The organism is Flavobacterium cheonhonense (assembly GCF_035671315.1).
GTDB lineage: Bacteria > Bacteroidota > Bacteroidia > Flavobacteriales > Flavobacteriaceae > Flavobacterium > Flavobacterium cheonhonense.
The window spans coordinates 1,152,606-1,165,906 of sequence record NZ_JAXAVY010000001.1 but is presented as its reverse complement, the minus strand read 5'-3'; the positions used below and the strand labels follow the sequence as shown (position 1 = coordinate 1,165,906).

Annotated in this window: 11 protein-coding genes; 4 read left to right on the top strand and 7 right to left on the bottom strand. The window is 36.8% G+C overall.

Annotated elements, in window-relative coordinates:
* Positions 1-55: 55 nt before the first annotated feature.
* Genes SK086_RS05110 through SK086_RS05100 form a run of 3 tightly spaced genes read right to left on the bottom strand, consistent with a single transcriptional unit; the run spans position 56 to position 5,537 of the window.
* Positions 56-871, bottom strand: a complete 816-nt coding sequence (locus SK086_RS05110; protein WP_324690251.1) for a hypothetical protein — start codon at positions 869-871, stop codon at positions 56-58.
* A gap of 12 nt (positions 872-883) precedes the next feature.
* Entirely contained in the window at positions 884-2,446 is a 1,563-nt protein-coding gene (locus tag SK086_RS05105) for a RagB/SusD family nutrient uptake outer membrane protein (RefSeq protein WP_324690250.1), read from the bottom strand.
* A 19-nt stretch (positions 2,447-2,465) separates the two neighbouring features.
* Positions 2,466-5,537: a SusC/RagA family TonB-linked outer membrane protein gene (locus SK086_RS05100; RefSeq protein WP_324690248.1), complete on the bottom strand. Its 3,072-nt coding sequence runs from the start codon at positions 5,535-5,537 to the stop codon at positions 2,466-2,468.
* A 196-nt stretch (positions 5,538-5,733) separates the two neighbouring features.
* Between SK086_RS05100 and SK086_RS05095 the strand changes: the two genes are divergently transcribed.
* Complete coding sequence (locus tag SK086_RS05095; RefSeq protein WP_324690247.1) at positions 5,734-6,333, top strand: ribonuclease HII; 600 nt, start codon at positions 5,734-5,736, stop codon at positions 6,331-6,333.
* Here the strand turns inward: SK086_RS05095 and lipB are convergent.
* Positions 6,330-7,022, bottom strand: a complete 693-nt coding sequence (gene lipB, locus SK086_RS05090) for a lipoyl(octanoyl) transferase LipB (RefSeq protein ID WP_324690245.1) — start codon at positions 7,020-7,022, stop codon at positions 6,330-6,332. The two genes, SK086_RS05095 and lipB, sit on opposite strands and share 4 nt — an antisense overlap.
* A gap of 265 nt (positions 7,023-7,287) precedes the next feature.
* Here lipB and lysS point away from each other — a divergent pair, with 265 nt between their 5' ends.
* The 3 genes from lysS to SK086_RS05075 all read left to right on the top strand — a co-directional run bounded on the left by lysS (position 7,288) and on the right by SK086_RS05075 (position 9,918).
* Positions 7,288-8,979, top strand: a complete 1,692-nt coding sequence (gene lysS / locus SK086_RS05085) for a lysine--tRNA ligase (protein WP_324690243.1) — start codon at positions 7,288-7,290, stop codon at positions 8,977-8,979.
* 105 nt (positions 8,980-9,084) lie between these two features.
* Positions 9,085-9,513 (top strand): hypothetical protein, encoded by a 429-nt coding sequence (locus tag SK086_RS05080; RefSeq protein WP_324690241.1) that lies wholly within the window; start codon positions 9,085-9,087, stop codon positions 9,511-9,513.
* Positions 9,514-9,585: 72 nt separating this feature from the next.
* Positions 9,586-9,918 (top strand): hypothetical protein, encoded by a 333-nt coding sequence (locus tag SK086_RS05075; protein WP_324690240.1) that lies wholly within the window; start codon positions 9,586-9,588, stop codon positions 9,916-9,918.
* 52 nt (positions 9,919-9,970) lie between these two features.
* On the opposite strand, the gene hemL is transcribed toward SK086_RS05075, so the two are convergent.
* The 3 genes from hemL to SK086_RS05060 are packed head-to-tail and all read right to left on the bottom strand — an operon-like array spanning position 9,971 to position 13,068.
* Positions 9,971-11,257: a glutamate-1-semialdehyde 2,1-aminomutase gene (gene hemL / locus SK086_RS05070; protein WP_324690239.1), complete on the bottom strand. Its 1,287-nt coding sequence runs from the start codon at positions 11,255-11,257 to the stop codon at positions 9,971-9,973.
* 21 nt (positions 11,258-11,278) lie between these two features.
* Complete coding sequence (locus tag SK086_RS05065; RefSeq protein WP_324690237.1) at positions 11,279-12,175, bottom strand: glucosaminidase domain-containing protein; 897 nt, start codon at positions 12,173-12,175, stop codon at positions 11,279-11,281.
* Positions 12,172-13,068, bottom strand: coding sequence for a 1-aminocyclopropane-1-carboxylate deaminase/D-cysteine desulfhydrase (locus tag SK086_RS05060; RefSeq protein ID WP_324690236.1), 897 nt, complete (start codon positions 13,066-13,068; stop codon positions 12,172-12,174). Before SK086_RS05060 ends, SK086_RS05065 begins: the two co-directional genes overlap by 4 nt.
* Between the last annotated feature and the right edge of the window lie 233 nt (positions 13,069-13,301).

The following is a 13,301-nucleotide window of genomic DNA, read 5'->3' as shown; positions in this document are numbered from 1 at the left end:
AAAAACCCTAACAAAGTTAGGATTTTTTCTTGTATAAATTATAAAAATCTAAAGATTAGATTCCGGTAAACACTTCTTCTTTGTTTCCGTAAGAACCAACATTAGGAATGTAATAATTTACATAAACCTTCATAGTTCTTGTACATGGGTTGAAAGAAGATACTTGAGTAGCGTCAGTTGACATTCTAGCCCAAATGTAACCATTGTATTGTGCTACAAAATAACCAGTATTTTGAGGCGCAAAAGTTACAACATAAGCATCATTGTAAGACAAGATGAAGTTAGGAGCTGTAGCATTATCAGACCAAAAATCATTAATCTGGATAGTGTTTGGATCAACACCCTCAGCTACAGTATGAGTTGAACTACCCAACCACCATGATGTAGCATCAAAGTCACCAACAAAAGTGTTGATAGGACATGACAAACTTACATTAACAGTATATACTTCATTAAATGTAGCGTTGTCAAGTGTTGAAGAAGACATTTTAAATTTAGCAATCTTACCTGTTTGCACAGCACCACCTTCTAAAAATCTTACTGTAAATTGACCAGTGATTTCACCATCTGTCAACTCGTCAGAACCGTCAACAATTTCGAAATCCACACCTTCAACAGCAGTTGAGTTTTCAGTATCAAGAACTAATGATACTGTATTATCGCCTGCGACAGGCTTCAAAACACCATAATCAATATTGATTTCAGTAAAACCAGTACCTGAGAAAACAAAAACGTCTCTAGAAACACCTTTGTGGAAGTTCAATAAGGAAGCACCTTTGTAAACTCTTTCCCCTTTGTCATCATCGGTACAGCTTGTAAAAGTTGCCACCATGAAAAGCGACAATAAGCTTAATAATTTAATTTTTTTCATAGTTTTTTATTTTTAATTGTATCCTGGATTTTGTTGAATAGTAGGATTACCAGCAATTTCATCTTGAGGAATTGGCAAAGTAAATCTGTGATCATTATTAGGAATAGTAGTTGGTAAAGACAAAATCAAATCGTCAGTAATATTTCTGTCGATACTTTTGTTAGCCGCAACACCTAAACGTTTGATATCCATATATCTGTGACCTTCAAAACACAACTCTTTTCTTCTTTCTTTTAAGATATCTGCCCAAGCTTGTTGTTGGTCTGCATAAGAAGGAAGTGGTTGAGCTGATAAGCGGTTTCTTGCATCACGGATGTTTTTGATATATCCAGCTGCAGTAGCCAATTGGTTTTCTGCAACAGCACACTCAGCTAAGATAAAGTACATTTCAGACAATCTGAAGATTTTAATATCACTTCTTAATGGCTGAGTTGGTTTACCTGGGTATTTATCGATTACCAAAACATCAGATGTATTGTATGCCGGATTTGTTAAATAAGAGGCATCAATTAAAGATGTAGGATCAACAAAAGCTAAACCACGGATATCACCATTAACTTCTCTTAACTCATTGAATAAGTTTCTACCCATATCTAAGTAAGCACCACCGGTAGCTGAAGTAGTATTAAAGAAGAAGTTAGCTGCAATGTTACCCCAAGAACCTCCAGTTGGTCTAGATAAAGCAAAAAGCACTTCACCTTGGCTTAAATCAGCCCAGATTCTTCTGTAAGGATTAGTTGTTGTAGTCTCGTTGTAGAAATTAGCAGCAACATACGGAGTAGCTAATGTTAATGAAAGACCTGAACTAGTAACAACTTGTTGAGCGTATTGTTTAGCTAAAGTATAATTTTTTCTGTACAAATACATTCTTGCGCGTAAAGCAGCAATCATATTACTACTTGCATACTTATATCCTGATGCAGTAGTTCTATTGTAAATATTTGAATCAGCAAAAGCCAAGTCGCTTTCGATCAAAGCAAATACCTCACCGTTAGTAGATCTTGGTAATTTTTCATCAATAGCAGGAACATAATCAAACAACATTACTCCTAAAGCACTATCATCTGATAAATCAGTTGAGAAATAGGATAATAATTGGAAGTAAGAGTAAGCTCTAACCGCTCTAGCCTCAGCTAAAATCGCATTGTAATAATCTACCTCAGAGATAAAAACTCCCGGCTCAACTTCAACATCTACAGCGGCATTTGGAGTGATTAAAGCAGAAGCTTCAATCAATCTGTTTACCCTGTTGATTACAGTATAATGACCAATCCACATTCCTGAAACATAACCAGTTGTTTGGTTAAGGTTAAAACGGTGTAACTCTAATTCTTGTCCACCATTGTTAGGACCGATACCACACTCGTCTGTAAAAGACGCAGATATCATAATCTCATTAGTATTCCCTAAACTGGAATAAACAGAACCATTGAGAAACTGAGCCAAGTCATTAACTGTTCTGAAAGTGTTGCCATTTCCTAACTCACCGTCTTGAATAATATCTGTGGCATCATTACAAGATGATACAGAAAATATCAATCCCAATATTATTATTAAACTCTTTATACTTTTCATAAAATTATATTTTTTTTAATTAAAATCTGATACTTGCACCAAAAGAAACAGTCTTTGGATTAGGGAAAGCTGTAACACTTAATAATTGAGTGTTTTCAGGATCGAAACCTCTCCATTTTGTCCAAGTATACAAGTTCTCACCTTGAACGTATAAACGCAAACTTTGGATAAAAGTACCTTTCAAGAATGCAGAAGGGAAGTTGTAACCAAAAGTTAAGTTTTTAAATCTCAAGAATGATGAATCATATAAAAATCTATCTGTATCAGTTGAACCATAAGTTGAACCATTGGTAGCATTTAATGCAGGGAAATTAGTAGGATTAGCAGCAGTCCAAGCGTTCAATAAATCTGAAGAAACGTTGTCGTCACCGATAAAGTCTACGTTGTAAGCCCAAGCCAACTGATTATCAACTCTCCAAGAATCTTTAGTCCAAGAGAATAAAGTATTTAAGAAGAACCCTTTGTAAGTAGAATTAAATCCGAAACCTCCTTGGTAAACCGGAATATAACTCTTACCTGTTAATCTTCTATCTGCTACTAAATCTGGGTTTTCGGTTACATTACCGTCAGCATCCAAGAATAATAAATTACCATTTGCTTGGTTTACACCAACGTAAGGAATCAAATTCCATTGGTTAGCCATTTGACCAACAAGGTTTACAGTAGCATTTCCAGACTGATCAGTTTCTAACAAAGAAGTGATTTCATTTTTGTTGTATGCCATGTTAGCAAAAAGCTGTAAGTCAAGCTCTTTGTTTTTAAATACATTATATTTCAACTGTAACTCAACACCACTATTTCTTAAACCACCGTTATTACCGGTTTGAGAATAAAGACTGGTTGAAGCAGAACGTGTAATATCACTGTATAATTTTTCAGTTTGTTTTCTGTAGACATCAATGTTACCTTCAATTCTGTTGTTTAATAAAATGAAGTCTAAACCAATGTTAGCTTGAGAAATTTCTTCCCAACGCAAAGATGTATTTGCAATGTTTGAAACAAAAATACCAGGATCATTGTTGTAACCAGCTCCAGTAGCATTTAAATCACGTACAATACTTGTTCCTAATAACAATGGATTAGTTCCATATCCCGGAGCAATAATGTTTTGATTCCCTTGAGTACCGTAAGAAGCACGTAATTTCAACATAGAGAAAGTTGAACCTTCCATAAACTTCTCTTTGTCTATGTTCCATCTACCTGAAACAGACCAGAAAGTTCCCCATTTGAAATCATCAACAAAACGGTAAGTAGCATCTCTTCTGATTACTGCTCCAAAACCGTACTTATCATTGTAATCATAATCTAAAGTTGCAAAGTATGACAAAGTTCCTGCGTCAATCTTAGAAGCACCAATTGTAGGCGCATAAGAGTTAGGATTTGCTGGATTGAAAGCAATATAACCTGTACCTGCTCCAGGAGCATAAGTCAATGGATTCAAACCATTTTGTGTTTGTGTAGAAGATCTGAAATGAGACTTCATGTACTCCATATAAACGTTTGCATCAATTCTGTGCAATTCCTTAATTTTCTTAGAATAACCTAAGCTTACAATGTTAGTAAAAGTAAAGTCTTTAGATTGAGAAATACGTTCAAACCCACCAAATTCTTCACCTCTACTCTCGCGTACTGCAATAGCCAAATATGACCATGGTGCTCTTGCAAATACTCTGTCATTTTGTTTGAAGTCAATACCAAATCTATTTGACAAAGTCAAATCTTTAGTTAACTTGTATGAAGCTGAAATGTTAGCCAGAATAGCACTTTCGTCAGCCCAACTTGGCAAACTATTCTTTTTAAGAATATCTTCCAATACATAAGTATCATTAGGCCCTGAGAAATCTGTACCGATTTCATCGTACAAATCTTGACCTGTTGCAAATTGGTTAGCAGCTACATAAGGAAGACCCATAGTAGCACCGTGCAATGGATTTTGAATAGTATTGTTGTTTACACCATCATTAGTTTCTTGGTTCAACTCATTTCTTCTTGAGTAAGCCAATGACAATTGAGAGTTGTAAGTAAATTTACCATTGTTAGACTTACCATTGATATTATTTCTGAAAGTAAATCTTTGGAAATCTGTAGTTGGCACCATACCACCTTGCTTGAAATAACCAAAAGAAGAGTAAGTAGAAATATTTTCTCCACCAAAAGTCAACCCTAAGTTGTGTTGTTGGGTAACATCTACACCAAAAAATTCTTCTCTCCAATTAGTATTCACATCGTAAGCCGCAATTTCAGCATCAGTTAAAGTAGCTCCTAAACCTGTGTTTTTGTTTTTCTCAATAGTCAATACTTGTCTTGAATTAGACATATTGTATTTGTTTTTCGGCAAAACATTCACACCAGTAACAGCATCATAGGTAATTTTTAATGCAGAACCGTATTTACCTTGTTTAGTTGTAATAACTAAAACCCCGTTTGCTCCACGGTTACCATAGATTGATGTTGCAGCAGCATCTCTCAAAATCGATACAGTTTCAATATCATTTTGGTTCAAACTTCTGAACTGATTCCCATTAGTAGGAACACCATCAATTACAATCAAAGGGTCTGTTGAAGCATTCAAAGAAGAAGCACCTCTAATTAACAAATCAATTTTTGCCGAACCAGGAGAACCTGAAGACGATAAAATTGATGCTCCGGGAGCAGTTCCTTGCAATGAATTCAAGAAGGAAGCATTAGGTCTGTTTTCAATAACTTCTGCAGTTACTGTTGTCAAAGCAGACGTTGTAGTCGCTTTCGTTCTTGCACGGTTATAACCCTCAGAAACGATAACAACTTCTTTAAGGGTTTCACCCTCTGTCAAGGTTACTGTGTAATTACTTGCTGCAGTTACACTGATTGACTGTGTGCTGTATCCTGTAAAAGAAACAACCAAAACATCACCTTGTTTTGCTTTGATGGAAAACTTTCCGTCAAAATCTGTTTGGGTGCTGTTTTTAGTGCCTTTAACAATAATGTTAGCACCAGGAAGTGGTCCAGTTTTATCTGAAACAACTCCAGTAACAGTTTTCTCTTGTGCAAACGAAAACTGCATTGTAAACGCCAATAAAAGCGTAAAAATCCATTTGAACTTCGATCTCATATTAATTTTATTTGAGTTAGTTATTTCGCAAACTTCTTAATTATTTCTTAAATAAACAAATATTACTTCGGAATAATATTTTTTTAACAATTGACAAACCAATTGATTTAAGGAGTTTGAGAACACTACAAATGGTTGATGAAAGAATTTTAAATTGGTTGCGTGAGTTTGTTTATTTTTACTTAAAAAAAAAACAATGTTATTAAATCATTATTCTGATTTTCTTATAGAATGTGGCACCGACGAAGCCGGCAAGGGTTGCCTAGCAGGACCGGTAACAGCTGCCGCTATAATTTTACCTAAAAATTTCAGTTTGCATTTATTAAACGACTCCAAACAACTTTCTGAAAAAACAAGAGCACTACTCAAACCAATCATTGAAACCGAAGCCATTTCATTTGCCGTGACTCATCTTGACCCTTTAGTGATAGATGACATAAACATTTTGAATGCTTCTATTAAAGCGATGCAAGAAAGTATCTTGAAGTTAAATCCCATTCCGGAATACATAATTGTGGATGGCAACCGATTCAAACCCTTAAATCAAATTCCATACACCACTATTGTAAAAGGCGACAGCAAATACCTTAGCATAGCCGCAGCTTCAGTCTTAGCCAAAACCTATCGCGATGAATATATGGATAAAATACACGAGGAGTTTCCCATGTACAATTGGAAAAAAAACAAAGGTTATCCGACTGTAGAGCATCGTGAAGCCATCAAAAAATACGGCACCACCAAATACCATCGAATGTCTTTTCGATTATTGCCGGAACAATTGAAATTGGATTTTTAAATAAAAGCTGCTTCAAAAAGAGCAGCAAAGTGCTTCTGAATTTTAGCCTTCACTTCTTGCTCGTCTACTTTTTGTCCGAGTTCAACATGCATAGAAGTAACCGCTTTACCGCGAATACCACAAGGAATAATGTTATCAAAATAACCCAAATCAGCATTGACATTTAATGCAAAACCATGCATGGTAACCCAGCGGCTGGCTCTTACGCCCATAGCACAAATTTTTCGAGCAAAAGGCGTTCCTACATCCAACCAAACACCGGTTTCTCCTTCGCTTCTTGTACCTATTATATTATATTCGGCTAAAGTGAGTATAATAACTTCCTCCAACAACCTTAAATACTTGTGAATATCGGTAAAAAAGTTTTCCAAATCCAATATCGGATAGCCAACAATTTGTCCGGGACCGTGATAAGTAATGTCGCCGCCTCGGTTGATTTTATAAAAAGTAGCGCCTTTGGCGGCCAATTGTTTTTCGGACAATAATAAATTGGAAATATCTCCACTTTTTCCAAGTGTATAAACATGAGGATGTTCTACAAATAAAAAAAAGTTCGGAGTAACCAATTGCGGATTGTTTCGTTTCTCCAACTTAACATCCACGATTTCTTTAAACAAGGTTTCTTGATAATCCCACGTTTCTTTGTAGTCTTTGTTCCCTAAGTCGCGTAATTGTATATTTTTATTCATTTTATTTGAAAAACGCAAAGTTACAAAGTTTACAAGTTAACTCGACGTTAATCTTTTAGCCCCGATTGCAGTGAAAATCCTTTTGTTTGTAGCTAAGTCCTTCGATTTTGCAAAGGGCGACCCAACAAAAGATTGAAACGAAAAGCGGGAAAACGGACTCCCGAATAAGCCCGAGCGCTTTGCTCAAAAACAAAAAAATTGAAACGGCCAGACTTTGATACTTTAGCACTTATCGTTATCTTTGCGGGCTTAAAAACCTTTGTATATGCAACTTTCGGAACAAGAAATTATCAGAAGAGAAAAACTTCAAGCCCTTCGCGACTTAGGCATTAACCCTTATCCTGCGGATTTATTCCCGGTAGACCACACGTCTAAACAGGTTAAGGAAACTTTTGAAGAAGGTAAGAAGGTAGTAGTTGCCGGAAGATTGATGAGCATACGCGACCAAGGAAAAGCGGCTTTTGTGGAATTACAAGACAGTGAAGGCCGCATTCAATTGTATTTTAACCGCGACGTAATTTGTCCGGGTGAAGACAAAACAAAATACAATCAAGTTTTTAGAAAACTAACCGACTTGGGCGACTTTATTGGTGTGGAAGGCGAATTGTTTTTGACTAAAGTAGGCGAAAAAACTATTCATGTAAACAATTTTACCTTTTTGAGTAAAACTTTGCGACCACTACCATTACCAAAAATGGACGACGAAGGTCACGTGTTCGACGCTTTTACCGATCCGGAATTGCGTTACCGTATGCGTTATGTAGATTTAGTAGTAAATCCGCAAGTGAAAGAAGTGTTCCTCAAAAGAACCAAGTTGTTCAATGCGATGCGAAGCTTTTTCAACACAGCCGGTTATATGGAAGTGGAAACACCGGTATTGCAATCGATTGCCGGTGGTGCAGCAGCGCGTCCGTTTATCACTCACCACAATAGTCTAGACATTCCTTTATACATGAGAATTGCCAACGAATTGTATCTGAAAAGATTGATTGTAGGCGGTTTTGACGGGGTTTATGAATTTTCAAAAAACTTCCGAAACGAAGGAATGGATCGCACGCACAATCCGGAGTTCACCGCTATGGAAATCTATGTAGCCTACAAAGATTACAACTGGATGATGGCATTCACAGAGCAGTTATTGGAATATTGCGCACTGCAAGTAAACGGCACAACCGAAACGACTTTTGGCGAACACAAAGTAGATTTCAAAGCACCTTATGCTCGTGTTACGATGACGGATGCTATCAAACAATTTACCGGTTTTGACATTTCCGGCAAAAGTGAATCAGAGTTATTTGAAGCCGCTAAAAATATGGGCATCGAAGTAGATGAAACGATGGGTAAAGGCAAATTAATCGATGAGATTTTTGGTGCTAAGTGTGAAGGCAACTTTATTCAGCCGACTTTCATCACGGATTACCCTAAAGAAATGTCGCCTTTATGCAAAGAACACCGTGACAATCCGGAGTTGACCGAACGTTTCGAGTTGATGGTATGCGGAAAAGAAATCGCCAATGCTTATTCGGAATTGAATGATCCGATTGACCAAAGAGAGCGTTTTGAAGCCCAATTGAAATTGGCCGAGCGCGGCGACGATGAAGCGACACAATTTATTGACCATGATTTCTTGAGAGCGTTAGAATACGGCATGCCGCCAACCTCAGGATTAGGCATTGGGATGGACCGTTTGATTATGTTCTTAACCAACAATCAATCGATACAAGAAGTGTTGTTCTTCCCACAAATGCGTCCGGAGAAAAAACAATTAGAATTGACTGAAGAAGAGAAAATCATTATTGGTTTATTAAAAGTCGAAAACAATCAAGCCTTGAGTGCTTTAAAAGAGAAATCACAACTCAGCGGCAAAAAATGGGACGCCGCTATGAAAGGATTAGCCAAACACGGCTTAACCAAAGTGGTGGTTGACGGCGACAACAAAACCGTAGTTTTAAACTAAATACAGAAGAGCTCATTTGAGCTCTTTTTTTATAAAATTTTGTTAGCCCTTAAACCTTATCCAAAGTTAGAAGTCAAAAGCACATAATTCTAATACGTAACAAAGATGAAAAAATTATTTTTAGCCCTTTTATTGTTAGTTGGCATAACCACTTGGGCACAAGGAAAAAGAGAAAGAAGACCGGAAGGCGACCGTTTGACTAAAGAAGAAAAAGTCGATCTTCAAGTAAAACGCATGACGAAAGACTTGGATTTGAACGAAAAGCAGGCCAAGGAGGTTCGCACTTTAGTGACCAAAGAAGTTGAAAAAAGAGAAGCCAAAAGAGCCGAAATGACCGAGGAGAAAAAAGCAAAAAGAGAAGCTATGAAGGCGGAAATGAAAGAAGCACAAGCAGCTCACAGCGCAGAAATGAAAAAAATTCTGACTCCGGAACAATATGCCAAATGGGAAAAATTGCGCGAGGAACGTAAAGATAAACTCAAAGAGCGAATGGCCGAAAAAAGAGGTAAAGGAAAACCAACTCCAGAAGAATAACTAAAATAAATTTTGAAGTTTCAACAAAATAATTTAGTTTTGAAGCTATTATTCTTCTAAACAACTAAAACAATGAAAAAATTTATTGCTGCTTTAACCTTACTGTTAGCTTTTACGATAAATGCAAACGCCCAAGAGAAAAAAGAACTGACTTCTGCAGAGAAAGCTAAAAAAGAAGCTGTGGCTTTATCTCAGTTTTTAGGTCTAAACGATACTCAAACTGCTGACTTCCAAAGATTATTCGAACAAAAACACAGAACGCTTGAAGACAAAACCCTATCTCAAGAAAGAAGAGCAGAAGTATCAAGAATCATTGAAATGAAAATATCAGCAACTATCACTGATGATCAAATGACCAAATTGAGACAGAATAAAGAGTTATTCAAAGAATTGATTACCAACTAATCAGTATTGATTTAATATAAAAAAAACCTCTCAGTTATGAGAGGTTTTTTATTTATAAGGTCTTTGCTACTTTGTTAACCGCTTCTATCGTAATATCTAAATCTTCGTACGTTAGCGCATCGGTTATAAACCAAGTTTCATAAGCAGAAGGCGCTATGTAAACTCCTTCATGCAGCATCCCGTGGAAAAACTTTTTAAAAGTATCATTATCACCGTTTTTGGCTGTTTGAAAATCAACTACCGGATTAGCGTCAAAATGAACAGAAATCATAGAACCAACTCTGTTAATCGTAAAAACGATATTGTTTGCTTTCAACACTTTTTCAATACCTTGGTGCAAATAAGCCGTTTTAGCCTCTAATCTATCGTAGATAGCGACATCACTGTTCAAGGCTTGTAACATAGCATAACCGGCAGCCATAGCCAAAGGATTTCCCGAAAGTGTTCCGGCTTGATAAACCGGTCCTAAAGGCGCTAAAAAGTTCATAATTTCCTCGCGAGCCGCAAAAGCACCAACCGGCAATCCACCACCAATAACTTTTCCGAAACAAGCAATATCAGCATTAACACCATACAACTCTTGCGCACCTCCTTTAGCTAAACGGAAACCGGTCATCACTTCATCGAAAATCAACAAAGCGTTGTGGTTATGACACACTTCTTTCAGGGCTTGTAAAAATCCTTCTTTTGGTGGCACACAACCCATATTCCCTGCTACAGGCTCAATAATAACAGCCGCAATTTCGTTAAGATTGGCTTCAAACAATGCTTTCACATTCTCGATATCATTATAATGTGCCAGTAAAGTATCTTTAGCAGTACCTTGAGTTACACCGGGACTGTTAGGCACTCCAAACGTACTCAAACCACTACCGGCAGCAATCAGGAAAGAATCAGAATGTCCATGATAGCAACCTGAAAACTTAATTATTTTATCTTTTTTGGTATAAGCTCTGGCCAATCGAATGGCGCTCATACAGGCTTCGGTCCCCGAATTTACAAAACGAATCTTATCGATATTCGGCACCATAGCAATGGCCAATTCGGCTATCTTGGTTTCCAATTCGGTTGGCATTCCGAAAGAAGTACCTTTTTTTGCTTTTTCAATCACTGCATCTACAACAGGTTGATAAGCGTGACCTAAAATCATCGGCCCCCACGAATTGATATAATCAATCAAACGATTATCATCTTCATCATACAAATAGGCACCTTTGGCACTTTTAGCAAAAAGAGGCGTTCCTCCTACTCCTTTGAAAGCCCTTACCGGAGAATTCACTCCACCGGGTATTACTTTTTCAGCTTCAGCAAACAGCTGACTGCTTCTTTGATATATCATAATAAATCTAAAATTATAAAGCTATTTTACAATAATGGTTTGCCCTAACGATAAGGTGTTGTCCACCATATTATTCTTTCTTTTAAGTTCTTCGACTGTAATATTAAATCGCTTAGAAATAGAATACAAAGTATCGCCTTTGACTACGGTATATTTTTGGGAGTCATCCGTATAACTGATTTCCTTTTGCGGAACAACAGCCATATAATCATTCCCTAATACCTCTGCATCATATTTACTCAATTGATAACGTTCAATCAAACCAATCAGTTTTTCCGGATATTTAGGATCGGTAGCATAACCCGCTGCTTTTAAACCTCGAGCCCAAGCTGCGTAATCGTCTTTTCCCAACTGGAATAATGAAGCATATCTCGGTCGACTGGTTAAAAAATAAGAGTGGTCTTTAAAAGAACCACTAGGTTCCTCATATTTACGAAAACATTCGTTTTCTGCATCATCGGTATAGCGGATACTCGGCCCTGTCCACTCTTTGTGGCATTTAATCCCGAAATGATTGTTGGCTTGCACACTCAACGGCCCTGTTCCGGCACCTGATTCCAAAATAGCTTGACCCAACGTAATACTGGCCGGAATTCCGGTATTCACCATATTCTCCTTAGCTATATTTTTGTATTTTTCGATGTAAGCCAAAACCATTTCAGTGGTAACTTTTACACGGGTTGTTGCTTCCAAAATTTCAGAAGAAGCAGTATTAGTAGCCGGATTCGATGTTGATTTTTGGGTCGTAACACCGCCGCTTTTTGCAGTTGCCGGTCGGTAAATAGGTTTTTTAACCCTTTGCGCTACCGGTTCACTTGTTTTTGGCTGATTGGATTTTGAGGTCCTAACCACAGACTGACTGGTATTACAAGCTGCCATCAAAAGGACAAGCCCAACTAAAAAAAGTTTTTTACTCATAGAATTATTTCGATTTGGTTTTTCTGTTTTAACAAAATATTCATTCCGGCAATTCCTTGCAAACCTCCGGTGTGAATCATCAGTATTTTGGAGCCTTTCGGAAATTTCTTTTTTTCGATTAAATCCAAAACTCCGAAAGCCATTTTACCGGTATAAATAGGATCCAAAGGCACTTGAAATTTTTGATAAAAATTATTGATAAATTCAATCAGTTCCTTGGTCACTTTGGCATAACCTCCAAAATGATAATCGGTTACCAATTGCCAATTGGATTGAGTTACAAACTTACAAATATCTTCGCTTAAAAAATCGCCTTTGAGCGCCGGAAATCCTAAAACTTGTTGACTAACTTTTGAACTGTTAATAATACCTGAAATAGTCCCACCGGTCCCAACAGCGCAACAGATGAAATCAAAATCAGCATCGATTTCCTCTAAAATCTCTTCACATCCTTTGACTGCTAAGTTGTTAGTACCGCCTTCGGGCAACAAAAAAAAATCTCCAAACTGTTCCTTTAGTCTTTGCAAAAACGCTTCATCATTCTTTTTCCGATAATCTTCTCTTGAAACGAAGTCAAAAACCATTCCGAATTCACAGGCTTTATTGAGAGTTGGATTGCATGAGACTTTGTCCCGAAGCTCTTCTCCGCGAATAATTCCAATCGTTTTCATGCCGTTTTCTTTACCGGCAGCGGCTACGGCTAGTATATGATTAGAAAAAGCACCACCAAAAGTTAACAAAGTAGAATAATTGTCTTCTTTGGCCTTTTGCAAATTGTAGTAAAGTTTTCGGAATTTATTACCGGAAACATGAGGATGTAGCAAATCCTCTCGCTTTATATAAAGCGAGTAATCGTCAGTTTCCAGAGGTATTTTTTGATTGTAACTTTTCAAAAAAAGTCTTTTAACAAAGGTACAAATCGATTTGTTTTAATTATATAAACATTGGTTTTAATTCCTTTTAGATGATTTAGCAACATAGCAATGTATCAATTCCCTTAAGTAAAACTCCAGAACCCAATAATGAATTGAAAATTAATTATGCATTAAAAAACCTATGGATGATTTACAAAAACAAAGCTATTTGACACAAAAAAATCGTGAATAACATCAAATACTTGTTAAAA

Bases quoted from the DNA above. Each gene is read 5' to 3' on its own strand.
- SK086_RS05110 (WP_324690251.1), bottom strand. From the start codon at position 871: ATGAAAAAAATTAAATTATTAAGCTTATTGTCGCTTTTCATGGTGGCA.
- SK086_RS05105 (WP_324690250.1), bottom strand. From the start codon at position 2,446: ATGAAAAGTATAAAGAGTTTAATAATAATATTGGGATTGATATTTTCT.
- SK086_RS05100 (WP_324690248.1), bottom strand. From the start codon at position 5,537: ATGAGATCGAAGTTCAAATGGATTTTTACGCTTTTATTGGCGTTTACA.
- SK086_RS05095 (WP_324690247.1), top strand. From the start codon at position 5,734: ATGTTATTAAATCATTATTCTGATTTTCTTATAGAATGTGGCACCGAC.
- lipB (WP_324690245.1), bottom strand. From the start codon at position 7,022: ATGAATAAAAATATACAATTACGCGACTTAGGGAACAAAGACTACAAA.
- lysS (WP_324690243.1), top strand. From the start codon at position 7,288: ATGCAACTTTCGGAACAAGAAATTATCAGAAGAGAAAAACTTCAAGCC.
- SK086_RS05080 (WP_324690241.1), top strand. From the start codon at position 9,085: ATGAAAAAATTATTTTTAGCCCTTTTATTGTTAGTTGGCATAACCACT.
- SK086_RS05075 (WP_324690240.1), top strand. From the start codon at position 9,586: ATGAAAAAATTTATTGCTGCTTTAACCTTACTGTTAGCTTTTACGATA.
- hemL (WP_324690239.1), bottom strand. From the start codon at position 11,257: ATGATATATCAAAGAAGCAGTCAGCTGTTTGCTGAAGCTGAAAAAGTA.
- SK086_RS05065 (WP_324690237.1), bottom strand. From the start codon at position 12,175: ATGAGTAAAAAACTTTTTTTAGTTGGGCTTGTCCTTTTGATGGCAGCT.